Raw genomic sequence first — 23,312 nt, forward strand, 5'->3', positions numbered from 1 at the left:
GCCGTCGGCCTCTGGTCAGCGCCGATGCCACCGGCTAGCGTCCGTCCATGGCCGCCATCGACAGCCCCGCACGCTTCGACCCGTGGGACCCCGCGTTCGTCGCCGACCCCTACCCCGCCTTCGCCGAGCTGAGGGACCGGGGCCGGGTGCACTACTACGAGCCGAGCGACCAGTGGCTGGTCCCGCACCACGCGGACGTCTCGGCGCTGCTGCGCGACCGGCGGCTGGGCCGGACCTACCAGCACCGGTTCTCGCACGAGGAGTTCGGCCGCACCCCGCCCCCGCCGGAGCAGGAGCCCTTCCACACGCTCAACGACCACGGGATGCTCGACCTGGAGCCGCCGGACCACACCCGGATCCGGCGCCTGGTGTCGAAGGCGTTCACGCCGCGCACGGTGGAGCGGCTGAAGCCGTACGTGCGCGCGCTGGCGGACGACCTGGTCGCCGGGGTGGTGGCGGCGGGCGGCGGCGATCTGCTCACCGACGTGGCCGAGCCGCTGCCGGTCGCGGTGATCGCCGAGATGCTGGGCATCCCGGAGGCCGACCGGGCACCGTTGCGGCCCTGGTCCGCGGACATCTGCGGGATGTACGAGCTGAACCCGTCCGAGGAGACCGCGGCGAAGGCGGTCCGCGCCTCGCTCGACTTCTCGGACTACCTGCGCGGACTGATCGCGGCCCGCCGCAAGGAACCCGGCGAGGACCTCATCTCCGGTCTGATCGCGGCCCACGACGAGGACGACGACCGCCTCACCGAGCAGGAGATGATCTCGACCTGCGTGCTGCTCCTGAACGCCGGTCACGAGGCCACGGTGAACGCGACGGCCAACGGCTGGCTGGCCCTGTTCCAGAACCCGGACCAGCTGGCGGCCCTGCGCGCCGACCACTCCCTCGTCCCGACCGCGGTAGAGGAGCTGATGCGCTACGACACCCCGCTCCAGATGTTCGAGCGCTGGGTGCTGGACGAGATCGAGATCGACGGGACGACGATCCCGCGCGGCGCGGAGGTGGCGATGCTGTTCGGCTCCGCCAACCACGACCCGGCGGTGTTCACCGACCCGGACCGCCTCGACCTCACCCGCCGGGACAACCCGCACATCTCCTTCAGCGCCGGCATCCACTACTGCATCGGCGCGCCGCTCGCCCGGATCGAACTCGCGGCGTCCATGACGTCCCTGCTGGAGCGCGCCCCGACGCTGCGCCCTGCGGCGGAGCCGGAGCGGAGGCCGAACTTCGTGATGCGGGGCCTGACGGGACTACCCGTGCACCTCTGAGCGCCCGCGACCACGCTCCCGCCGCGTGAGCACCCAGGCGCCCAGCCCCCACACCAGCCCGGGCAGGACCACGCCGACGATCACCACGAGAGGCAGTTCGACGAGGACGGCGCCGAAGTCCTGCCCGTTGTTCTCGAACTTGTTGCCCAGATGCCGCTGCGTGCGATCGGACGCCCCCCACAGCCACACGGCCCCCACGGCCCCCACCGCCGAGACCACACACCCACCACACGTCACCGCATCTCGCTTCATGCCGATCAGGACGCCGTCGGCCCGCCCTCCGGTTCGCCGCCCCGGCTCAGGTACTCACGTCCCGCCTCCGCAGCCCCGCCAGCCCCGCCGCCACCAGCACCCCCGCGATCAGCAGCATCACCAGCACCGGTGACCAGCTCATCTCCCCGCCCGGCAGCTTCGGCAGATGCCCGAACGGCGAGACGTCCAGCATCGCCCGCGGCACGTCCAGCGCCGGTCCCACCCAGCCGAGCAGCAGCACCGCTCCCGCGATCCCCCACGCGGCGACCGCGGCCCGCGGCAGCACCCCGTGCAGCAGCACCGCCGCCCCGCCGATCACCCACACCGCGGGCAGCTGCACGAGGCACGCGCCGAGGATCGTCCCGGCGTCCCGCCCGTAGCCGGCCGCGAAACCGGCGCCCGCGAGCAGCATGATGAGCGCCGCGCCGCCGAAGGCGACGACGAGGTGTCCCGCGGCCCACCGCAGCCGCCCCACGGCGCCCGCGAGTACCGGCTCCGCGCGCCCGGACGTCTCCTCGCCGCTGAGCCGCAGTACCGACGCCACGACGTAGAGCGCGGCGACCAGCCCGAGCATCCCGACCATCGCCGACACGAACGCGTCGGTGATCCCGGCCTGTCCGCCCATCCGCTCGATGATCCCGCGGGCCTGCTCGTTGTCCCCGACCAGGTCCACCGCGCCCTCCGTCATCCCGCCGTACACGAGCCCGGCGAGGAAGAAGCCGACGCTCCAGCCGAGGACGCTGCCCCGCTGCAGCCGCCAGGCCAGCGCACCGGCCGTCGCCAGGCGCCCGGTGGCCGGTCCCGGCCGGGTCGGCAGGAAGCTCATGCCGAGGTCCCGGCGCCCGGCGAGCCCGTAGGCCACCACGCCCTGCACCACCGCCGCCCCGGCGATCAGCGCCAGCACCCACCACCGTTCGTCGGCGAAGGGGCGCAGGTTCTCCAGCCACCCCAACGGCGACAGCCACGTCAGCACCGACGAACCTCCCCCAGTGCCTAAAGCCTGGGAGGTACCCCCATCCGTCGCGGAGTCACCGGCGGCGCGCAGCACGAAGGCCGCGCCCAGCACCCCGGCCGTCAGCCCCCGGGCCAGCCGCGCGCTCTCGGTCAGCTGGGCGACGATCGCCGCCATGGTCGCGAAGAGCATCCCGACACCCGCGACGCCCAGCCCGAAGGCCACCGCTCCGGCCGCCCCCTGTCCGGCCAGTCCGGCGATCACGAGCAGTGCGAGGGCGGTGTTCGTGACCGCCGCCGTGAGCAGGGCCGCCGTCAGCGAGGCGCGGCGGCCGACCATGCCCGAGGCGACCACTTCCTGCCGTCCGCTCTCCTCCTCGTCACGGGTGTGCCGCACGACGACGAGCAGGCTCGTCACGGCGGCGAGCGCGGCGGCGTAGACACCGACCCGCCAGGCGGTGAGGGCGCCCAGGCTGTCGTCGAAGAGCGGGCCGACCATGGCGCGCAGCGAGGAGTTGGTCTCCATCTGCCGCACCAGGTCGGCGCGTTCGGCCGCGGTGCCGTACAGGCCCTCGATGGTGCCCGGCATGGACAGGACCATCAGGGCGTTCACCGCGACCCAGACCGGGATCATCACCCGGTCCCGGCGCAGCGCGAACCGCAGCAGTGTGCCGGTACCGGCCAGTTGGCGCGAGCCGCCCGGCCGTACCCCGAGAGCGGCGGTGGCGGTCATCGCGCCGCCACCTCCTCGCCGACGGCACCCTCGGCCTGGTAGTGCCGCAGGAACAGCTCCTCCAGCGTCGGCGGCGTCGACGTCAGCGACCGCACGCCCGACTCGCTCAGCGACCGGAGTACGGCGTCCAGTTTGTCGGTGTCGACCTGGAGCCGGACCCGGTGGCCCTGGACGTCGAGGTCGTGCACCCCGGGCAGGTGGGCCAGCCCGTTGGGCGGGCCGGCGAGTTCGGCGCTCACGCTGGTGCGGGTCAGGTGGCGCAGTTCGGCGAGCGAGCCGCTCTCCACGGTCCGCCCCTTGCGGATGATGCTGACGCGGTCGCACAGCTCCTCGACCTCGCTGAGGATGTGGGAGGAGAGCAGCACCGTCCGGCCGCGCTCGCGCTCCTCGGCCACGCACCGCTGGAAGACCTCCTCCATCAACGGGTCGAGTCCGGAGGTGGGTTCGTCGAGGATCAGCAGGTCGACGTCGGAGGCGAAGGCGGCGACGAGCGCGACCTTCTGCCGGTTGCCCTTGGAGTACGTACGCCCCTTCTTGGTCGGGTCCAGCTCGAACCGCTCGACCAGTTCCGCCCGGCGCGCCTTGTCCAGGCCGCCGCGCAGCCGCCCGTAGAGGTCGATGACCTCGCCGCCGGAGAGATTGCGCCACAGGGTCACGTCGCCGGGCACGTAGGCGATCCGCCGGTGCGCCTCCACGGCGTCGGTCCACGGGTCGCGGCCGAGCACCTGGGCGGCGCCGGAGTCGCCGCGCAGCAGGCCGAGCAGGACGCGGATGGTGGTGGACTTGCCGGCGCCGTTGGGTCCGAGGAAGCCGTGCACCTCGCCCGTCTCGACCTCCAGGTCGAGCCCGTCCAGCGCGTGCGTCCGCCCGAACGACTTGTGGAGTCCGGAGACGCTGATTGCCTTCGTCATGATTCGGAAAGTACACTTGTTTCACAAATCTGTGAAGTTAAGAAAACGTCAGGATGTGAGGGATGATCGAGGAATGAGCGAAGCAGCGGAGACGGGGGGCGCGGGGCGCGACCCCGAGGCGGTGTCGAAGTTCGTCGAAGGCTTCGCGGCCCAGCTCGTCGAGGCGGGGATGCAGCGGATGCCGGCCCGGGTCTTCGCCGCGCTGCTGGCCTCCGACTCGGGCTCGCTGACCTCGGCCGAACTGGGCGAATGCCTCCAGGTCAGCCCCGCCGCCGTCTCCGGCGCCGTGCGCTACCTGTCGCAGCAGCGCATGGTCTCCCGCGAGCGCGAACCCGGCTCCCGGCGGGAGCGGTACCGGGTGCACAGCAACCAGTGGTACGAGGCCCTCACCAACCGCGAGGCCATCATCAAGCGCTGGGAGAGCGCCCTGCGCGAGGGCGTCGCGAGCCTGGGCGCGGAGACCCCCGCGGGCCGCCGCATGTCGGAGACGCTGGCGTTCTTCGAGTTCGTGGACGGCGAGATCACCGCGATGATGGAACGCTGGCGCACCCACCGGGAAAAGGTCTTCGGCACCCCCTGACCACCCCCGAACCGACAGCCGCCGACGGCGAGGACCCCCCACAGGGGCCACCCGCACCCGACAACGATTGCCGCACGGGTGGTGCGGGTGGGAACAACGAACGCCGAAGGCGAAGCCGAGGCGCCTACCCCACCGGCAACGTCAACCCCCACGCCCCTTCCCGCACCGTCCACGTCCGAGTCCGCACCGGCCCAGAAACCACCGCATCCGCGCGATAGCGAAAGTGCGCCCCCGACACAGTCACCGTGCGCCCACTCCCCGTAAGCGGAACCGGCGCCGACTCCGCCCCCACGGGCAGTGGACGCACCTCCACCACTGCCATCCCCGCAGGACCCGGTATCAAGGACACCGCCTCGACCGGCTGATCGAGATCCACCAGCGTCTCCCCGTCGACCTCCACCCGCAGCCGGGCCGCCCCGCCCACCCCCGGCACCACCGCGGCCCGGGCGGGACGCGAGGACGCGAGAGTCCGCACGAGCGACTGGCAGGTCCGCAGCCAAGGGCGCCCCACCCCGGACTCCCCCCGCACCACGTCCTCGCCGTATTCCTCAGGACCGCCGGAGGCGACCGGCGGAATCCCCACCGCCCCCAGCACCACCCCGTCGCTGTCGTCGACGAGCAGGTCCAGACGCCGTTCCGCGCCGTCCAGCACAGCCCGGGCCGCCGCCACCGCCCCGGTGGGCAGCCCCAGGGACCGGGCGAGGCCCAGCGCCGAACCCACCGGCACCACCGACAGCGCGCACCCCGTCAGCTCCCGCCGCCGGTGCAGCAGGCCGACGGCCCGCAGCAGCGCGCGGTCGTCACCGACCACCACGGGCCGCCGCGAACCACGCCGTCCGAGCGCCCGCGCGAACTCCTCCGGACCGTCCGGCAGACACACCTTCGTACCGGCCGCACCCGCGCTGAGCACGTCTTTCGCGATCCTGACGGACTCCCCGTCGGTCCGCCGGGCGACCGGATCGACGACCACCAGAAGCTGGTCGGACCTAGCGGAAGAGTTCGCGGAAGAGCTCGCGGAAGTCGCCACCTCGGCCATGCCTCGCTTCCTCGGGTAGCATCTTTGTGCAAGAGCCCCTTGCGCTATTGCGCCAGGGGCTTCGTCTATTCCGGGGCATCCGGTCCGACGGTTGGCGGCCAACGACGGTCGCGGTGTACGTGGCTCAAGACCGCCGCGTACGCCCTCGACCTTGGACATGCCCCGCCCGGAAGGGGTGTACGCGCGTGCCCGCACTTGTGCTGCTCGGTGCTCAGTGGGGTGACGAAGGCAAGGGAAAGGCGACGGACCTGCTCGGTGGTTCGGTCGACTATGTGGTGCGCTACCAGGGCGGCAACAACGCCGGCCACACGGTAGTCGTGGGCGATCAGAAGTACGCCCTTCACCTGCTCCCTTCCGGAATCCTGTCTCCCGGCTGTACGCCGGTCATCGGTAACGGTGTCGTTGTCGACCCGTCGGTCCTGTTCTCCGAGCTGAGCGGGCTGAACGAGCGCGGCGTCGACACGTCCAAGCTCCTGATCAGTGGAAACGCGCACATCATCACGCCGTACAACGTGACCGTCGACAAGGTGACGGAACGCTTCCTCGGCAAGCGCAAGATCGGCACCACCGGCCGCGGCATCGGCCCGACCTACGCCGACAAGATCAACCGCGTCGGCATCCGCGTCCAGGACCTCTACGACGAGTCGATCCTCACCCAGAAGGTCGAGGCGGCGCTCGACGTCAAGAACCAGATGCTCACCAAGCTCTACAACCGCCGGGCGATCGCCACCGGCCAGGTCGTAGAGGAGCTGCTGGCCTACGCGGACAAGCTCGCCCCGTACGTCGCCGACACCGTCCTGGTCCTCAACCAGGCCCTCGACGACGACAAGGTGGTCCTCTTCGAGGGCGGCCAGGGCACGCTGCTCGACATCGACCACGGCACGTACCCCTTCGTCACCTCGTCGAACCCGACCGCGGGCGGCGCCTGCACCGGCGCCGGGGTGGGCCCGACGAAGATCAGCCGGGTCATCGGCATCCTCAAGGCGTACACGACCCGCGTCGGCGCCGGTCCCTTCCCGACCGAGCTGTTCGACGAGGACGGCGAGGCCCTGCGCCGCATCGGCGGCGAGCGGGGCGTCACCACGGGCCGCGACCGCCGCTGCGGCTGGTTCGACGCGGTGATCGCCCGCTACGCCACCCGCGTCAACGGCCTCACCGACTTCTTCCTCACCAAGCTCGACGTCCTCACCGGCTGGGAGCAGATCCCGGTCTGCGTGGCGTACGAGATCGACGGCAGGCGCGTCGAGGAGCTGCCGTACTCGCAGTCCGACTTCCACCACGCGAAGCCGGTCTACGAGATGCTGCCGGGCTGGAGCGAGGACATCAGCAAGGCGAAGTCCTTCTCCGACCTGCCGAAGAACGCCCAGGCGTACGTGAAGGCGCTGGAGGAGATGTCCGGCGCCCCGATCTCCGCGATCGGCGTGGGCCCGGGCCGGGACGAGACGATCGAGGTCAACTCGTTCCTGTAGGACACTGTGGGCGGCTGTAGGAAACCGCGGGAGTCCGCGGACGTAGGGCGACGGAGCGAGTGGAACATGCGGATCGGCAACCCCCTCCCCGTCGCCCTGCGCCGAAAGCCCACCACCCGGACGTGGATCTGGCTGACCGTGGCCGTCGTCGCCGTGACCGGCGGGCTCTTCTACGTCGACAGCCACCGCGTCTCCGCCGCCCCGCACGCGGACGACGCCAAGTGCGACAAGGTCGTCTCCCGCCTGCCGGACGACATACCCGGCGCCTCCCGCGACTGGGCCCTGGGCGACGGGGTCGCGTCCTGGGGCGGCCAGAAGGCGGTCTTCCGGTGCGGCGCCGAGGAACTGCCGCCGAACATCAACCTCTGCGTCACCGTCGACGGCGTCGACTGGGTCCTGGACGAGGACCGGCTCAAGCGCGACGGCGTGAGCGTGCTGCGGACGTACGGCCGCTCACCGGCCGTGGAGTTCACGTACGACGGCCCGCGCGAGGAGGTGGGCGGCATCCTCACCGCGCTCGACCCCGCCGTGCGGTGGATCCCGCAGCAGCGCAAGTGCATCGGCCTGGACGACGCCGACGTCCTGTAGCCCTTCGTTCGGCCCCCTCCGCCGGGCGCCGGCCCGGCCGGTGGTGTCGGATCGGGGGCATGACCGACCGCTACAGCGCCGCTTCCTGCCAGGGCCCGTACGGCGGCGGGACCGGGCCCGGCGACTGCGGCGACCCGGCCCGCTTCGAGGTCGCCCGGCATCTGCGCACGCCGCTGCGGGTGTGCCCCGTACACCTGGGCCCCTCGCTGCTGCTGGCCGAGGGGGTGCTGTGGCCGCCGGGGATCACCCTGGTGCGGTGAGAAGGCCGAGAGGCCGCCGAGGGAGCGCGCACGCCGGAGTGGTTCACTGGGGATGACCCGCCCGCGAGGGCGCAGGGACGCGGAAGGAAGCCGTACGGTGCCCGGACGATCCGACGACATCGCACGTCAGTTCGAGCTGGACCGGCCCCGGCTGAGGGCGGTCGCATACCGGATCCTCGGCTCCCTCGGTGAGGCCGACGACGCCCTCCAGGACGCCTGGCTGCGCGCCGACCGCGCGGACACCTCCGACGTGGCGAACCCCTCCGGCTGGCTCACCACGGTCGTCGCCCGGGTCTGCCTCAACATGCTCCGCGCCCGCGCCGGCCGCCGCGAGGAACCGCTGGAGGACGTGCTCCCCGGCCCCCGGTCCGGTCCCCGGTCGGCCGATCCGGAGGAGGAGGCCCAGCTCGCCGACTCCGTCGGGATCGCGCTGCTGATCGTCCTGGACACCCTGGGCCCCGCCGAACGGCTCGCGTTCGTGCTGCACGACATGTTCGACGTGCCCTTCGACGACATCGCCGAGATGCTCGACAAGACCCCCGCGGCCACCCGCCAGCTGGCCAGCCGCGCCCGCCGCCGGGTCCGGGGCGTCCCCGCGCCGGTCGCCGACCCGCCCCGCCGGCGCCGCGCGGTCGACGCCTACCTGGCGGCCACCCGCGGCGGCGACTTCGACGCGCTGGTCTCCCTGCTCCACCCGGACGTCGTCCTGCGCGCCGACGCCGCGGTCGTCCCGACGACTGAGCCCGTCACCATGTCCGGCATGGAGCGGGTGGCCAGAGGAGCGATGGCCTCGATGGCCAGGGCGCAGTCCGCCGCCGTCGTCCTCGTCGACGGCCTGGCCGGCATCGCGACCGCCGATCGCGGCCGGCTGGGCGTGATCCTCCGCTTCACCTTCGCGGACGACGACCGCATCACCGGCATCGACGTGATCGCGGAACCGGACCGGCTGAGCGAACTGGATATCGCGGGCATAGGGTGAGGTTGTAAGGGCTGGACGCGTCGCGTCGGCATAAGAAGGTGAGTGCGATGCGCATGCTGCTCAAGGCGACGATGGACACGGAGACGTCGAACGAGCTCATCCGCAGCGGCAAGATGCAGGACGTCATGCGGGAGATGCTCGACCACGTCAAGCCGGAGGCCGCCTACTTCGGCGCCCTCGGTGGCCGCAGGACGGCCCTGCTGGTGTTCGACATGCAGGACAACTCGGACATGCCCCGCCTCGGTGAACCGTTCTTCACGCAGATGAAGGCCGAGGTCGAGGTCTGCCCGATCATGAACGGCGAGGATCTCGCGAAGGGCCTCGCCAAGCTCCAGTGACCGCGCGGGATCAGCTGAAGACGATCATCGAACCCTGCGCCAGGCTCCGTGTGGCCGCCGCGTGCAGGCCCAGCCACACGTGGCGCTCCCGGGCGAAGGGACTGGAGTCGTAGGGCGCGGGCACGGCCGGCTCCTCAAGGTCCGTCGGCGCGAGCGGCGGCTGCGGCGGCGCCGGGGGGTTGGCGGGGTCGATGCCGAGGGCCGGGGCGACGGACTCCAGCTCCCGCAGCAGGGCGTGCGAGGAGCCCAAGGGGCCGCCGCCCGCGAGGAGTTCGTCGTTGGCGAGCGGGTGCGGGAAGTCGACCGGGACGTAGGCGCCCGCGTGGTCGTAGTGCCAGACCAGGTGCGACTGCTGGGCCGTCGACTCGAACATCTCCAGCAACTGCTCGTAGTCACCGCCGAGTTCGTCCACCGGTGTCACCGGCAGCCCGCACACTTGGAGCAGGTACGCCCGGCGCAGGAAGTGCAGCGCGTCGTAGTCGAAACCGGCCACCGGCCCGACCTCGCCGGTGAGTCCCGGCATGTACTGGTACACCGGCACCGGCGGCAGCCCGGCCTCGGCGAGCACCTTGTCGTATTGCGCGAGTTCTTCGGCGAACGGGTTGTCCGGCGTGTGGCACAAGACGTCGACGAGCGGTACCAGCCACAGGTCACAGGCCAAAAGAGGGCTCCTCACACAGCACAGCGGGTCTGGAAAGGGTAGTCGGTGCGTGTCGTGTGCAGGTCCCATACCCATCTGGCGCCGGACCACGACACCTCAGCCGTTGGTCATCCCCCGGTGGTCCCCGGGTCGTCCCGGGCGAGCCGTTCGATCAGCGCGAGCGAGTGGGCGTTGTACGCGTGCACCAGCGCCCGCGCGCCCGGCACGTCGCGGCGGGCGAGGGCGTCGACCAGCTCGGTGTGCCCGGACCACAGCGCGCCGCGCAGCTCGCTGAGCCGGCGCAGGTGCTGCACCGTGCACACCCAGGACTGCACGCGCAGCCGGTGCAGGAAGTCGGAGAGGTAGGCGTTGCCGAAGAGGATGGCCAGCTCGCGCCAGAACCGCAGGTCGTAGCCGATGAGGACGGTCAGGTCGCCGGCCGCGGCGGCGCGCTGTGCCTCCTCGCCCCGGCGCCGCACTCCGGCGAGGGCGGCGGCGACGCGCGGGTCGTCCGGGTCCGGGCCGCCCTCCAGGTCCCCGGCGAGAGACAGGAACATCCCGTCGGTCACGAGGTTGCGGGCCTCGACCATGCCGCGGAAGTCGTCGACCGAGTACTCGTGCACCCGGAAGCCCCGGTGGTGGTCGGCGTCCAGGAGCCCCTGCGCGGACAGGTCGACCAGGGCCTCGCGCACGGGCGTCGCGGACACCCCGTACTGCTCGGCGATCTCCTTGACGGTGAATTCCTGCCCCGGCTGGAGCCGCCCGGCCAGCACCTCGTCGCGGAGCGCGTCGGCGATCTGCTGCCGCAGGGTGCTGCGCGTGACGGCACCGGTGCCGCTGGGGCCGGGCATGGGCGGGCGTCTCCTCGTCGCGGGCGGGGCGTGCGGGCCCGGGGCGGGCTCGCAGGGTTCGCACACATGTCTACGGTGTACGAGCACGCCACCATACGCGCCGGCGCCCCCTCCCTGCCCGCAAGCGGGCAGGGACTCCACGGTGTACTCCCTCTGCTACTCGGTGTACTCGTCCGCCACGGACAGCGCCGTGTCCAGGACCGCCAGGCCCTCCTTCAGCTCGGCCTCCGAGATGTTGCACGGCGGCACCACGTGCGTGCGGTTCATGTTCACGAACGGCCACACGCCGTGGGACTTGGCGGAGGCGGCGAACGCGGACATCGGGGTGGCCGCCTGCCCGGTCGCGTTGTAGGGCACCAGCGGCTCCCGGGTCTCCCGGTTCTTCACCAGGTCCAGCGCCCAGAACATGCCGGTGCCGCGCACCTCGCCCACGCTCGGGTGGCGCCCGGCCAGCTCCCGCAGCGCGGGCTCGACGACCTCGGCACCGAGCCGCGCCGCGTGCTCGACGATGCCCTCCTCCGCCATCACGTTGATCGTGGCGACGGCGGCGGCGCAGGCCAGCGGGTGCCCGGAGTAGGTCAGGCCGCCCGGGTAGGGGCGCTCGGCGAACGTCTCGGCGATCTTCCCGGAGATGGCGACACCGCCCAGCGGCACGTACCCCGAGTTCACGCCCTTGGCGAAGGTCATCAGGTCGGGCACGACGTCGTACAGGTCGGCCGCGAACCACGTACCGGTCCGCCCGAACCCGGCCATGACCTCGTCCAGCACGAAGACGATGCCGTACTTGTCGCAGATCTCGCGGACCCCGGCGAGGTAACCGGCCGGCGGCATCATGATCCCCGCCGTGCCCGGGACCGTCTCCAGGACGATCGCGGCGACGGACGCCGGGCCCTCGAAGGCGATCGTCGTCTCCAGGTGCTCCAGCGCCCGCGCGCACTCCTGCTCCTCGGTCTCGGCGTAGAAGCGCGAGCGGTACAGGAAGGGGCCCCAGAAGTGCACGACACCCGCGGTGCCGCTGTCGGAGGCCCAGCGGCGCGGGTCGCCGGTGAGGTTGATCGCCTGCTGGGTGCCGCCGTGGTACGAGCGGTACGCCGACAGCACCTTCGGCCGCCCGGTGTGCAGCCGCGCCATGCGCACGGCGTGCTCCACGGCGTCGGCGCCGCCGTTGGTGAAGAAGATCTTGTCCAGGTCGCCGGGCGTCCGCTCGGCGATCAGCCGGGCCGCCTCCGAGCGCGCCTCGACGGCGAACGCGGGCGCGAACGTCGTCATCCTCGCCGCCTGCTCCTGGATCGCGGCGACGACCTTGGGGTGCTGGTAGCCGATGTTGGTGTAGACGAGTCCGCTGGCGAGGTCGAGGTAGCGCTTGCCCTCGTAGTCCCAGAAGTACGATCCCTCGGCGCCGGCGACGGCGAGCGGGTCGATGAGCTCCTGGGCGGACCAGGAGTGGAAGACGTGCGCGCGGTCCGCGGCCTTCACGGCGGCGCCGGCCTGGAGGTGGGGCTCAGGAGTCATGCGGCCGAGCGTAGATGTCCGCGATGCGGAAACGGAATCGGCGTCCTGTCTGCGGTCCGGGGCTTTCCACGACAGGTTGTCGACGTGCGGGCACCCCGTCCCGGACAAGACCCCCTCCCCGGAGGGGGCGCCCGCACTATCCTCGCTCTGTTGCGCACGTTCGGGGGGAAGGCGGCGGCGACATGCACAAGCTGGGGGACGGGGATCCGCAGCACATCGGGGCGTACCGGCTGCTGGGGCGGCTGGGCGCGGGCGGTATGGGCCACGTCTATCTGGCCCGCTCGGACCGGGGGCGCACGGTCGCCGTGAAACTGGTCCGCGAGGAGCTGGCCGCGCTGGAGGAGTTCCGGGAGCGCTTCCGGCAGGAGGTCGGGGCCGCCCGCCGGGTCGGCGGCCACTGGACCGCGCCCGTGCTGGACGCCGACACCGAGGCCGCCGTGCCGTGGCTGGCCACCGGGTACGTCGCGGGCCCCAGCCTCCAGCAGGTCGTCGGGCACGACCACGGCGCCCTGCCCGAGCGGTCGGTCCGCATCCTGGGCGCCGGTCTCGCGCACGCCCTCCAGGACATCCACGCCGCCGGGATCGTCCACCGCGACCTCAAGCCGTCCAACGTGCTCGTCACCATCGACGGGCCCCGCGTCATCGACTTCGGGATCGCGCGGGCCCTCCAGACGGTCACCGACGGCGGGCTCACCCGCACCGGGGCGCTCGTCGGCTCGCCCGGTTTCATGGCGCCGGAGCAGGTGCGCGGCGACCGGATCACGCCCGCCTGCGACGTCTTCTGCCTCGGCTCCGTCCTCGCCTACGCCGCCACCGGCGCGCTGCCCTTCGGCACCGCCAACAGCGGCGTGCACGCCCTGATGTTCCGCATCGCGCAGGAGGAGCCCGACCTGGACGGCGTGCCCGAGGGCATCGCCGACCTGGTGCGCGACTGCCTGAAGAAGGACCCCGCCGCGCGCCCCGTCCTCGCCGAGGTCCTGGAGCGCACGGGCGCGCAGGACACGGTCACAGACGGCCGTTCCCGCGACCCGTGGCTGCCCGGCGCCCTGGTCGCCCAGCTCGGCCGGCACGCCGTACGGCTGCTGGACACGGAGAACCCGGAGACGCCGGGGGCATCGGAGGCGCCGGGTGGCACGTCCCCGGCCCCGCAGACCCCCGTGGCGGGACCCCCGCCACCGCGCGAGCCGGGCAGCGGCGGCGGAGGCGGGGGAGCCCCGCTGAACCACCTCCCCACCCTCGTCGCGGGCCAGAGCCCGCCCCCCACACCCCCGCCCGCTCACGGGTACGCCGTCCCGGCCCCGGCCTGGAACGCGCCGCCGCCCTCCGGTCACCCGCAGCCGTACGGCGTCGGCGGCCCGACCCCGCCCTACGGGCCCCCACCGCCGTACGGCCCGCCCCACGACCCGTCCCGGAGAGGCCGCTCCACCGCGCTGCTGATCGCCGTCGCGCTGGTCGTCGCGCTCGGCGCCGGCGGCTCGGTCTACGCCCTGATGAGCGGGGGCGGCGACGACCGGGCCGACGGCGACCCCACGCCCACGCCGACGGCCTCCGTGTCCCGGAACACGGACGGATCGGCTCCCACCGTCGACGCGGACCAGCCGACCCGGGAGGGCCCGATCCCGACGGCGTACCTGGGCACGTGGGCCACCACCATCGACAACGCCTCCGGGGTCCACACCCGCACGCTGACCATCCGGCAGGGCGAGGTGGGAGACACGGTCCTGTCCCTCGCCGCCGACGGCCCCGCGGGCAACGGCACCTACCACTGCGTCTTCGAGGCCGACCTGACCGACACCCCGGCCCCCGGCGGCCCCGTGACGGTCGGCCCCTCCACGGTGACCACGGGCCCGGCCACCACCTGCACCCCGGGCGCCCCCACGGAGGTCACCCTCCTGCCGAACGGCACCCTGGAACGCACAAACACAACCACAGGCGAAACCCTGACCTACACCCGCTCCGACTGAGCTGCGGGCAGTCGTGCCGCTGGGGCGGCACGGGTGGGCGCAGCGGCACCCGGCCAGCGCCGGCCCGCGACACCCACCCCCGGCCCACCCCGACGCCGGTCACCACGCAGCCGACCTCACCGCACCGACCCCACCTCAAGACACGTCACCGCGGCTCCGGCGGCCGCTGCCGAGGCATGTTCGGCCGAGCCCCGTTCGCGGGCGCCGAGAACCGCCCCGGCCCGGCCACCCCCGTCTCCGAGGACCGGCCGCCCGCCGCCCCGCCCCCCACCCCCGACTGCAGCCCCAGCGGCGCCACCCCGGACCGGAAGTCCACCATCCAGTCCGCCGTCTCCGCCCGCACCAGCTCCGTCACGTCCTCCGAGAACCGCCGCAGGACCAGCAGGCACCGCTCGGCCGCCTCGCCGGCCGTCCCGTCCGCCGGCCCCAGCACCTCCCGCACGCTCTCCGACGCCCAGTCGAACTGGAGCGCCTGGAGCCGCCGCTGCACCGCCTGCGCCGTGGCCACGTCCCGCATCCACCCGGACGTGACCCCGAAGTACCGGTCCCCGGCCACGCAGGCCACCGCGACCAGCAGCGCGAGGTACCCCCAGGGGGCGACCCCGACCACCACCCCGGACATGTCGAGCAGCGGCAGCGCCGCCCCGGCGACCGCCCCCACCGCCGCCCCGCCCCGCAGCAGCACGGCGCCCCGCCGCTTCCACACCCGGTCGGCCAGATACCAGGCCGCCGTGTCCAGCGCACCCCGCTCCACCCACCGGTACAGCTCGTCCAGCCGGTCGGCGGGCAGCGCCCAGTCGCCGAGCGGAAACGCCCGCCCGGCCAGGTCGCCCGGCCGCGCCCCGGCCGCCCCCTGCCCGCCCCGCCCGTCCTGCGGCGGCCCCTCGGGCTGCCTCTCCGGCTGACCCACCCGGCACTCCCTACTGCTCACCGTCCGCTCCTGCTCAGAACCCTTCCTACCGCCCAATGGGTGGCGAAACCGTGGGTTCCGGCGCCTTTCCGCCCGGAAGGGGGTCTTGATCAGGTATAGGACTCGGGCGACATCACTCGAAAGAGTGCTGGGGCGAGGGCCGCCCGGACCACGTAGGCTCGTGCCGAACGGGAAAATCCGCGACGAGCCGACGAGCCGTAGTGACAGGAGTCGAACGTGATCCCCGGTGGTGGCCAGCCCAACATGCAGCAGCTGCTCCAGCAGGCCCAGAAGATGCAGCAGGACCTCGCCCAGGCCCAGGAGGAACTGGCACGGACGGAGGTCGAGGGCCAGGCGGGCGGCGGCCTGGTGAAGGCGACGGTCACCGGCTCCGGCGAGCTGCGCGGCCTCGTGATCGACCCGAAGGCGGTGGACCCGGAGGACACCGAGACCCTCGCCGACCTGGTCGTCGCCGCGGTCCAGGCGGCCAACGAGAACGCGCAGACCCTCCAGCAGGAGAAGCTCGGCCCCCTCGCCCAGGGCATGGGCGGCGGCAGCGGCATCCCCGGCCTGCCTTTCTGAGTTCGCCTTTCTCAGACCGGCACAAGCCATCTACCGTACGTAGTGCAGGAACCTCAGGAAGGACGGCAGTCCGTTGTACGAAGGCGTGGTCCAGGACCTCATCGACGAGCTCGGGCGCCTGCCCGGCGTCGGTCCCAAGAGCGCGCAGCGGATCGCCTTCCACGTCCTCCAGGCGGAACCGACCGACGTACGACGGCTCGCCCAGGCCCTCATGGAAGTGAAGGCCAAGGTCCGCTTCTGCGCGACCTGCGGGAACGTGGCGCAGGAGGAGCAGTGCAACATCTGCCGCGACACCCGGCGCGACCCCGCCGTGATCTGCGTCGTGGAGGAACCGAAGGACGTCGTCGCCATCGAGCGCACCCGTGAGTTCCGCGGGCGCTACCACGTGCTCGGCGGCGCGATCAGCCCGATCGACGGGGTCGGCCCCGACGACCTCCGCATCCGTGAACTGCTGGCCCGCCTCGCCGACGGCACCGTCACGGAACTGATCCTGGCCACGGACCCGAATCTGGAGGGCGAGGCCACGGCCACGTACCTCGCCCGCATGATCAAACCCATGGGCCTCAAGGTCACCCGCCTGGCCAGCGGCCTCCCGGTGGGTGGGGACCTGGAATACGCGGACGAGGTGACTCTCGGCCGCGCCTTCGAGGGGAGACGACTCCTAGATGTCTGACGCCACGCTGCACGCGACCAATCAGAACCCCGACGACTTCGCGGTCCAGATCGCGGACCAGATCGAAAGCTTCCTGGTCGCGGTCACGGAAGTGGCCAAGGGCGACGAACCGGACTCGGCCGTCCCCTTCCTCCTCCTGGAGGTCTCCCAGCTGATGCTGGCCGGCGGCCGCCTGGGCGCCCACGAGGACATCGTCCCCGACGAGCGCTACGAGCCCGACCCGGGCCCGGAACTCGACGTCGACGAACTCCGCGAGAACCTCGCCCGCATCCTCGACCCCATCGACGTCTACTCGGAGGTCTTCGACCCCTACGAGCCGCGCAAGGCCCCGGTCCCGGCCCGTATCTCCGACGACCTCACCGACGTCATCACCGACCTCCGCCACGGCATGGTCCACTACCGGGCCGGCCGCACCACGGAGGCCCTGTGGTGGTGGCAGTTCTCCTACTTCTCCAACTGGGGCTCCACCGCCTCCGCCACCCTGCGCGCCCTCCAGTCGGTCGTCGCCCACGTCCGCCTCAACCAGCCCCTGGCCGCCCTCGACGGCCTGGACACCGACGAGGACCTCGGCGACGACACCCTGGAAACGGAGGCCGGCAAGGTCATGGTGGAGGAGATCGCGGGACCGCTGGGACTGCGGCCGGTGAAGTAGCGGGGGCCCGCACCCAACTCTGCGCAGCCCCCTGACGGTTGGGGCTGGGGGACGTCATGATGTGACGTATGAGTGGTGGGATCGATCGGCGGCCGGACGTGGCCGCGTCGGGGGACGAGTCGGTCGCCGCGGGCCGGGACATCGGTACGGCGGTCACGGCGCCCGGCGCGATCGGGACGCAGAACGTCGTCGAGCACCACACGCACCTGGCCGCCGTGGCACCGGACGGCGTCCAGCTCGCCGCGTCCGTCGAAGCGCCCCGGGGCCTGACCAACCTTCCCGAGCGCCCACGGTTGTTCGTGGGCAGGACACGTGAGCTGGCCCTCCTGCGGGCGGCGACCGAAGCCGGGGACGGTCCCCTCGCGCACGTGGTGCACGGGCTGGGCGGTGTCGGGAAGTCCACGCTGGCGGCCCACTGGGCCTCGGAGCACGCCCGGCATTCGCCGGTGTGGTGGATGTCCGGCGACAGCCCGGCCACGCTGGACGCGGGGCTCTGCGCCTTGGCGACCGCCGTCGCGCCCGCCCTCGCGGGTTACATGCAGCAGGGACAGCTCCGCGAGTGGGCCCTCCAGTGGCTCACCACCCACGAGGACTGGCTGCTCGTCCTCGACAACGTGGCTGATCCGGCCGACGTGAAACCCCTGCTGGCCGCCGTGCCGGCCGGCCGTTTCCTCATCACCAGCAGAAGATCCACGGGCTGGCACGGCGTGGCCGAGCGGATCTCCCTGGACACGCTGGAACCCGACGAGGCCGCCGACCTCTTCGGCCGGATCGCCCCCGACGCGGGGGACGGCATACCGGCCGTCTGTTCCGAGCTGGGCTGCCTGCCGCTCGCGGTCGAACAGGCGGCGGCCTACTGCCTGGAGACCGGCACCGCCGCCGACGAGTACCTGGCCCTGCTGGCCGAGTACCCGGCCGACATGTACACGGCCGCCGTCCAAGGCGGTGACATGCAGCGCACCGTGGCCCGGGTCTGGCACGTGACCCTGGACCGCCTGGCCGACGATCCGCTGGCGGTCACGATCCTCCTGACCGTCTCGTGGTTCGCGTCCGACGACATCCCGCGCTCCCTCCTGGACGGCCTGGGCACCCCGCCCGCCGTACGCGGCGCGATCGGCCGCCTGTCGGCACACAGCATGGTCACCCTGCACGGCACGACCACACTCTCCGTCCACCGCCTGGTCCAGGCCGTCTCCCGCACACCGGACCCGGAGGACCAGCGCCGCCGCGCGGAGGCGGTCGCCGGGGCGCGGGACACGGCGGCGAAGTGCCTCGTGCGGCTGCTGCCCGAGGAAGCGGACGACCCCTCCAACTGGCCGTTCTGGCGCACCCTGCTGCCGCATGCCGAAGCACTCGCGGCGTACTCGGCACCGGACGCGGACACCATGGATCTGGCCCGGGTGTTCAGCAAGGCGGGTGAGTTCGCCAGCAGCCAGGAGCTGCGAGACCGGGCCAAACGGTTGCTCAGGCGTGGCGAGGCGGGAAGCGTTCGACTTCTCGGCCCCGACCACCCGCTGTCCCTGACCGTGCGCAACCGGCTGATCGGCCATGTCCCCTTGCCCTTGCAGGATGCTCTGGACCACGTCGCCCGATGTACCCGGGTGTTCGGGGAACGGCATCCGGAGGCGATCACCGCACGCTACGAGCTGACCGCCTCCTACATGGACGACGGCGACCTGGAGCGCGCGTTGCGGAACGTCGAACTCGCGGTGGAGATGCGCGGGCAGGTGTTGGGGATCGACCATCGCGACACGTTGCAAGCACGGTTCGGCAGGATGATGGTGGTGGCGGCGAAAGGGGGAATGGATGTGCTGGCCCCTCTCGCGGAGGAACTGCTCAACGACTGCGTCCGGGCCCTGGGCGAGAGACATCCGCTGACGCTCACAGTACGTGTGATGTCGGCCCAAGTGATGAGCGAAGTCGGCCGGCGTCTCGCGATTCCGGGGTTCGCCGTCATGCGCTTGAGCGGAGAGGCAGGCGCGGAAACCATCAGGGCAGAGTTCGAGCGGCTGCGTGACGAACTGGACCCCGATGCGGTGCAGGCGTGGGCTGAGGCTTCGCTTCCAGCAGCGTTGCGCCAGCTCAAGGACTGTGAGGCGGTACTGGGCCGGGAGCACGGCGAAACCATCAACGCGCGGCTCAGACTGGCGCAGATGCAGATTGATGCCGGGGGGTTCGGCGACGCGCTGCATCACTCCCGGGAAGCCGCCAGAGATGCCGAACTGTACGTGGGTGCCCACTCCGCGATGGCCTTTCAAGCGCGCCTGACGCTGATGATGGCTGCCTTGGTGGCCAAGGACGAGGCCACCGGAGCCGAGACGATTGCCTGGTTTCGCCGCGCCGTCGAATCGGGTGACCTGCACGGCGTTGCCGACATGCTTCGGATACAGATCGACAACATGGCTGAGGCGCTGACAAAAGCGCTGGAGCAGCCCGAGGGCACCGACGAAGGAACGGAATGAACTCGAAACCCGTGATGTGGACCGGAGCCGGCCTGTGCGGGGCCGGTGCGATCACGCTCGTCGTGGTCGCCTTCAGCGACCTGGGCCGGGCGGACCAAGCCGCCAGCGTGACGGGCGCCGTGGTCGGCCTCGCCGGCCTGGCCCTCGCCCTGTTCGCCCAGTTCGGCGGCGGATCCACCCCAGCCACCGCATCCACCACCGCCTCCGGCGACGGCGCGATCGCCGCGGGCGGCAACATCGGCACGGCGTCCACGGGAGGCACGACCGCACCACCCCCGCCCTCCCCGGCACCGCCCCCCTCTCCCACACCCCCGAACGGCGGCGTGAACGCCTCCGGCAGGGGATCGATCGCCGCAGGCGGTGACATCGGCTCGGCCTCCACCGGAAACTGACATCATGGTCACACGCCGTCAACGACGGAGCTACGCTCGGTAGTCGACGACCAGTCGGAGGTGGGCGCTGTGCCGGTACCGAACAACAACTCCCAGCCACCCGCGGCCTGGTGCTACAGCGGCAACCAGATCAAACGCTGGCGCACCCTCGCCAACGTCAGCCGCGAGGCCCTGGCGGCGGCCGCCAACTACGCCCCGGAGACCATCTCCTCCATGGAACGCGGCGTACGCATGCCGTCTCCTCGCCTCCTCGACATCGCGGACGAACTCTGCGGCGCCCAGGGCATGCTGAGCGCGGCGAAGGAGTACGTCCGCAGGGAGCGGTACTCCGCGCGGGCGGTGGACTTCATCGAGCGGGAGCGCGAGGCGACGAGCCTGTGGACGTACGAAGTCGCGCTGGTGCCGGGCCTGTTGCAGACGCGGACCTACGCGAAGGCGCTCATCGACAACCGCATCCCGCCCCTGGACGAGGAGACGGTGGAGGAGCGGGTGGCCGCCCGGATGGAGCGCCAGACGATCCTCACCGGCCGGAAGCCACCGGTGGGGCTGAGCTTCGTGCTCTACGAGGCGGTCTTGCGGAGCCCGTTGGTGGACGAGGCACAACTGCAACGCCTACTGGAGGTGTCCCGACTGCGCAACGTGGTGTTGCAGGTACTTCCCTTCGAGCGGGCGTTCAGTGACGCGCTGATGGGGCCAATGGTGCTGCTGGAGGGACTGGACCACGAGCGGCTGGCCTTCATGGAGGGCGCGTTCGCCAGCGAACTTTCGGCCGATCCGGGTGTTGTCAGCCGCGTTACCGAGCGGCTAAGCATGATCCGCACGCGGGCCCTCGACCCCGACGAGACGGCCCGCCTCATCGAGCGGATGGTGGGTCAGCCGTGAACGACCAGTTGAAGTGGTTCAAGTCGAGCTATAGCGACAGCGAGGGCGGCAACTGCGTCGAGGTCGCGCTGGAATGGTTCAAGTCGAGCCATAGCGACAATGAGGGCGGCAACTGCGTCGAGGTCGCGCGCTGCGACGCCATCCACGTCCGCGACTCCAAGTCCGCCCCGTCCGGCCCCGAGTTCCAGGTCTCGCCCCCCGCCTGGTCGGCGTTCATCGCCGCAGTCGAGGCGGAGCGCCCCTGACGCGCGGGAGGTCTCACGCGCCATCATGGGCGTATGACGGGGTGTTCGAAGGACGTGACCGCATCCGGGGACCGTTCGATAGCCGCGGCCAACTCCATTCGTCAGGCGTTCACCGGAGACGGTGCCAGCGGTACGTACGTGGAGCGGTCGGTCTCCTTGCCGCCGGAGGCGTTCGTACTGCCGGACAAGGTGCCCGCGGGCCTGGGCCGGCTGCCTGACCGGACCGGCCTGTTCGTCGGCCGGGAACGGGAGCTGGGCCTGCTCGACACGGCGTTCGAGAGCGCGGGCGGTGTCGTCGTCCATGCCGTGCACGGGCTGGGCGGCATCGGCAAGTCCACCCTCGCCGCGCGCTGGGCGGCACGGCACAGGGACTCGTACGAGCTGGTCTGGTGGATCACCGCGGAGAGCGCCGCCGACCTCGACACGGGCCTCGCCGACCTGGCCGTGGCCCTGCAGCCCGGACTGCGGGACGCGCTGTCCAGGGAGGCGCTGCGCGAGGGGGCGCTGCGGTGGCTGGCGGAGCACGAGGGCTGGCTGCTGGTGCTGGACAACGTCTCCTCGCCTGCCGACGTCCAGCCCCTGCTGGAGCGGGCGACGGGCGGGCGGTACCTGATCATGACGCGCCGGGCCACGGGGTGGCACGGGGTCGCCGAGACGCTGTCGCTGGACGTGTTGCCGGAGGCGGAGGCGGTCGAGCTGTTCCAGCGGGTCCGCCCCGGCGACGATCCCGAGGAGGTCGCCCGGCTCTGCCAGGACCTGGGGTGCCTGCCGCTCGCCGTCGAGCAGGCGGCGGCCTATTGCGCGGAGGCCGGCGTATCGGCCGGCGGATACCGGGAGCTTCTGGCCGCCTACCCGGAGGAACTGTTCGCGACGGCGGCACAGGACGCGGACCCGGCACGCACCGTCGCCCGGGTGTGGCGCGTGTCCCTGGACCGGCTGGTGGACACGCCGCTGGCGTCGGTGATCCTCAGCGTCATCGCCTGGTGGGCACCGGAAGACATTCCCCGCGCCTACCTGGAACACTTCGGCAGTCCCGTGGAGGTGGCGGGGGCGATCGGCAAGCTCGCGGCGCACAGCCTGGTCACTCTGCACGACGGCGGTGAGACCCTCTCTGTACACCGCCTGGTGCAGGCCGTGGCACGGACGGAGGACGCAGACGATCCGCACCGACACCCGAAGGTGGTCGCCGGGACCAGGGAGCTTGCCGCTGCGGTGCTGCGGATCCACCACCCGGATACCTCGTACGGCACCGCTGAGCGGCTGTGGCTGACGCACCTGGACGCCTTCGCCGATTATGCCGACCCTGAGAAGGACACCGTGAGGACGACCGAGTTGTTCCTGCTTGGCGGATCGGTGCAGCCTGCCTTCAAAACGCCGCGCCAGCTAGCCTTGAACCAACGAGCCCTTACGGCGGCGGACCGGGTCTGCGGTCCTCGCAGCGAGCTTGCGCTCCGAGCATGCGCGATGCTTGCCATTGACTGTCGACGGACCGAGGACTGGGAGCGTGCCGTCGCTCTCGGCGAACGGATCGCCTCTGACAGTAGACGTGTATATGGACGTAAACATCCCGAAACGTTCAAGGCTCGGGCGTCCCTGGCCGTCCACCTCATACAGGCCGGGGAAGGTAAGCGCGCACTGAGGTTGGCCCGCACGAACGCGAGGAAGGCCGATCGGGTTTTGGGCGCCACGCACCCCGTGGCTTTGGAGTGCTGGGCTGAAAGCGCCCTGGTGCTGGGTGAGGCTGTTATAACGGGGACAGTGGCACTGGACGAGCTGGAGACTCTGCTGGCCCGCGTGGCTGTCCACGATGGGGAGGACGGTGCCTTCACAAACGACGTCCGTTCATCACTCGTCGCAGCCCTTGCCGGTGCCGGAGACATCGCAGGCGCGATCGCTCTCCAGGAGGAGGTTGTCGCATGGAGTCGACGCGTGCTCGGCGATACCGACCAGAGGACGCTGCTCAAGCGGAACAGGCTGGTGTTCCTCCTCGCCGCGGTCGGTGAGACCGCCCGAGGCCGCGAACTCGTCGCCCCTCTTCTGGCCGACTGGAGGGACGTAGTGGGCGACGTGCCCTTTGTTCACGATCTGCGCATCGGCTTCGCCGTCGACCTCACCCCCAGAGTGAACCAGTACCCCTTGTGAACGTGTGACACGCCGCACTTTCCCGAGTGACCCGTCT

General features: G+C 71.8%; 24 protein-coding genes. 16 read left to right on the forward strand and 8 right to left on the reverse strand.

Annotated elements, in window-relative coordinates; translation table 11 throughout:
- Positions 1-47: 47 nt before the first annotated feature.
- On the forward strand, positions 48-1,271 hold the full coding sequence (locus ACFC1X_RS18950) for a cytochrome P450 (RefSeq protein ID WP_376355064.1): 1,224 nt from the start codon (positions 48-50) through the stop codon (positions 1,269-1,271).
- Here the strand turns inward: ACFC1X_RS18950 and ACFC1X_RS18955 are convergent.
- From ACFC1X_RS18955 to ACFC1X_RS18965, 3 genes are all read right to left on the reverse strand, one after another.
- A complete protein-coding gene (locus tag ACFC1X_RS18955; RefSeq protein WP_376355066.1) occupies positions 1,254-1,469 on the reverse strand; it encodes a hypothetical protein in 216 nt (71 codons plus the stop codon). The genes ACFC1X_RS18950 and ACFC1X_RS18955 overlap by 18 nt on opposite strands.
- A gap of 100 nt (positions 1,470-1,569) precedes the next feature.
- Positions 1,570-3,207, reverse strand: coding sequence for an ABC transporter permease (locus tag ACFC1X_RS18960; protein ID WP_376355068.1), 1,638 nt, complete (start codon positions 3,205-3,207; stop codon positions 1,570-1,572).
- The gene (locus ACFC1X_RS18965) at positions 3,204-4,118 is read right to left on the reverse strand and encodes an ATP-binding cassette domain-containing protein (protein WP_376355070.1); all 915 of its coding nucleotides are present in this window, start codon (positions 4,116-4,118) and stop codon (positions 3,204-3,206) included. The genes ACFC1X_RS18960 and ACFC1X_RS18965 overlap by 4 nt, the downstream gene beginning before the upstream one ends.
- A gap of 73 nt (positions 4,119-4,191) precedes the next feature.
- Here ACFC1X_RS18965 and ACFC1X_RS18970 point away from each other — a divergent pair, with 73 nt between their 5' ends.
- Positions 4,192-4,698 (forward strand): GbsR/MarR family transcriptional regulator, encoded by a 507-nt coding sequence (locus ACFC1X_RS18970; RefSeq protein WP_376355072.1) that lies wholly within the window; start codon positions 4,192-4,194, stop codon positions 4,696-4,698.
- A gap of 124 nt (positions 4,699-4,822) precedes the next feature.
- On the opposite strand, the gene ACFC1X_RS18975 is transcribed toward ACFC1X_RS18970, so the two are convergent.
- Complete coding sequence (locus tag ACFC1X_RS18975) at positions 4,823-5,734, reverse strand: diacylglycerol kinase family protein (protein WP_376355074.1); 912 nt, start codon at positions 5,732-5,734, stop codon at positions 4,823-4,825.
- 185 nt (positions 5,735-5,919) lie between these two features.
- Between ACFC1X_RS18975 and ACFC1X_RS18980 the strand changes: the two genes are divergently transcribed.
- From ACFC1X_RS18980 to ACFC1X_RS19000, 5 genes are all read left to right on the forward strand, one after another.
- The gene (locus tag ACFC1X_RS18980; RefSeq protein WP_376355076.1) at positions 5,920-7,203 is read left to right on the forward strand and encodes an adenylosuccinate synthase; all 1,284 of its coding nucleotides are present in this window, start codon (positions 5,920-5,922) and stop codon (positions 7,201-7,203) included.
- Positions 7,204-7,269: 66 nt separating this feature from the next.
- Complete coding sequence (locus ACFC1X_RS18985; protein ID WP_376355078.1) at positions 7,270-7,791, forward strand: DUF3515 family protein; 522 nt, start codon at positions 7,270-7,272, stop codon at positions 7,789-7,791.
- A 59-nt stretch (positions 7,792-7,850) separates the two neighbouring features.
- A complete protein-coding gene (locus ACFC1X_RS18990) occupies positions 7,851-8,051 on the forward strand; it encodes a hypothetical protein (RefSeq protein WP_376355080.1) in 201 nt (66 codons plus the stop codon).
- A gap of 97 nt (positions 8,052-8,148) precedes the next feature.
- Positions 8,149-9,030: a sigma-70 family RNA polymerase sigma factor gene (locus ACFC1X_RS18995; protein WP_376355082.1), complete on the forward strand. Its 882-nt coding sequence runs from the start codon at positions 8,149-8,151 to the stop codon at positions 9,028-9,030.
- Between the two features lie 47 nt (positions 9,031-9,077).
- Positions 9,078-9,368: a hypothetical protein gene (locus tag ACFC1X_RS19000; protein WP_376355083.1), complete on the forward strand. Its 291-nt coding sequence runs from the start codon at positions 9,078-9,080 to the stop codon at positions 9,366-9,368.
- Positions 9,369-9,378: 10 nt separating this feature from the next.
- On the opposite strand, the gene ACFC1X_RS19005 is transcribed toward ACFC1X_RS19000, so the two are convergent.
- From ACFC1X_RS19005 to ACFC1X_RS19015, 3 genes are all read right to left on the reverse strand, one after another.
- A complete protein-coding gene (locus ACFC1X_RS19005) occupies positions 9,379-10,029 on the reverse strand; it encodes a hypothetical protein (RefSeq protein ID WP_376355085.1) in 651 nt (216 codons plus the stop codon).
- 107 nt (positions 10,030-10,136) lie between these two features.
- A complete protein-coding gene (locus tag ACFC1X_RS19010) occupies positions 10,137-10,859 on the reverse strand; it encodes a GntR family transcriptional regulator (protein ID WP_376355087.1) in 723 nt (240 codons plus the stop codon).
- Positions 10,860-11,015: 156 nt separating this feature from the next.
- Entirely contained in the window at positions 11,016-12,371 is a 1,356-nt protein-coding gene (locus tag ACFC1X_RS19015) for an aspartate aminotransferase family protein (protein ID WP_376355089.1), read from the reverse strand.
- Between the two features lie 182 nt (positions 12,372-12,553).
- On the opposite strand from ACFC1X_RS19015, the gene ACFC1X_RS19020 reads away from it, so the two are divergent.
- Entirely contained in the window at positions 12,554-14,335 is a 1,782-nt protein-coding gene (locus ACFC1X_RS19020) for a serine/threonine-protein kinase (RefSeq protein WP_376355091.1), read from the forward strand.
- 145 nt (positions 14,336-14,480) lie between these two features.
- Here ACFC1X_RS19020 and ACFC1X_RS19025 read toward each other — a convergent pair whose 3' ends face one another.
- Positions 14,481-15,245, reverse strand: coding sequence for an SLATT domain-containing protein (locus tag ACFC1X_RS19025; RefSeq protein WP_376355177.1), 765 nt, complete (start codon positions 15,243-15,245; stop codon positions 14,481-14,483).
- A gap of 237 nt (positions 15,246-15,482) precedes the next feature.
- Here ACFC1X_RS19025 and ACFC1X_RS19030 point away from each other — a divergent pair, with 237 nt between their 5' ends.
- From ACFC1X_RS19030 to ACFC1X_RS19065, 8 genes are all read left to right on the forward strand, one after another.
- Complete coding sequence (locus tag ACFC1X_RS19030) at positions 15,483-15,827, forward strand: YbaB/EbfC family nucleoid-associated protein (protein WP_376355092.1); 345 nt, start codon at positions 15,483-15,485, stop codon at positions 15,825-15,827.
- Positions 15,828-15,900: 73 nt separating this feature from the next.
- Positions 15,901-16,500: a recombination mediator RecR gene (gene recR, locus ACFC1X_RS19035; protein ID WP_073726473.1), complete on the forward strand. Its 600-nt coding sequence runs from the start codon at positions 15,901-15,903 to the stop codon at positions 16,498-16,500.
- Positions 16,493-17,152 (forward strand): DUF5063 domain-containing protein, encoded by a 660-nt coding sequence (locus tag ACFC1X_RS19040; RefSeq protein WP_376355094.1) that lies wholly within the window; start codon positions 16,493-16,495, stop codon positions 17,150-17,152. Before recR ends, ACFC1X_RS19040 begins: the two co-directional genes overlap by 8 nt.
- A gap of 68 nt (positions 17,153-17,220) precedes the next feature.
- Positions 17,221-19,614, forward strand: a complete 2,394-nt coding sequence (locus ACFC1X_RS19045; RefSeq protein WP_376355096.1) for an AAA family ATPase — start codon at positions 17,221-17,223, stop codon at positions 19,612-19,614.
- Complete coding sequence (locus tag ACFC1X_RS19050; protein ID WP_376355098.1) at positions 19,611-20,006, forward strand: hypothetical protein; 396 nt, start codon at positions 19,611-19,613, stop codon at positions 20,004-20,006. The genes ACFC1X_RS19045 and ACFC1X_RS19050 overlap by 4 nt, the downstream gene beginning before the upstream one ends.
- A 69-nt stretch (positions 20,007-20,075) precedes the next feature.
- Complete coding sequence (locus ACFC1X_RS19055) at positions 20,076-20,888, forward strand: DUF5753 domain-containing protein (protein ID WP_376355100.1); 813 nt, start codon at positions 20,076-20,078, stop codon at positions 20,886-20,888.
- Positions 20,885-21,133 carry a DUF397 domain-containing protein gene (locus tag ACFC1X_RS19060; RefSeq protein ID WP_376355102.1) on the forward strand — a complete coding sequence of 83 codons (249 nt, stop codon included), beginning with the start codon at positions 20,885-20,887 and terminating at the stop codon, positions 21,131-21,133. Before ACFC1X_RS19055 ends, ACFC1X_RS19060 begins: the two co-directional genes overlap by 4 nt.
- Positions 21,134-21,187: 54 nt before the next feature.
- Complete coding sequence (locus ACFC1X_RS19065) at positions 21,188-23,275, forward strand: tetratricopeptide repeat protein (protein WP_376355104.1); 2,088 nt, start codon at positions 21,188-21,190, stop codon at positions 23,273-23,275.
- Positions 23,276-23,312 lie beyond the last annotated feature (37 nt).

This window comes from Streptomyces sp. NPDC056128 (assembly GCF_042263835.1).
GTDB lineage: Bacteria > Actinomycetota > Actinomycetes > Streptomycetales > Streptomycetaceae > Streptomyces.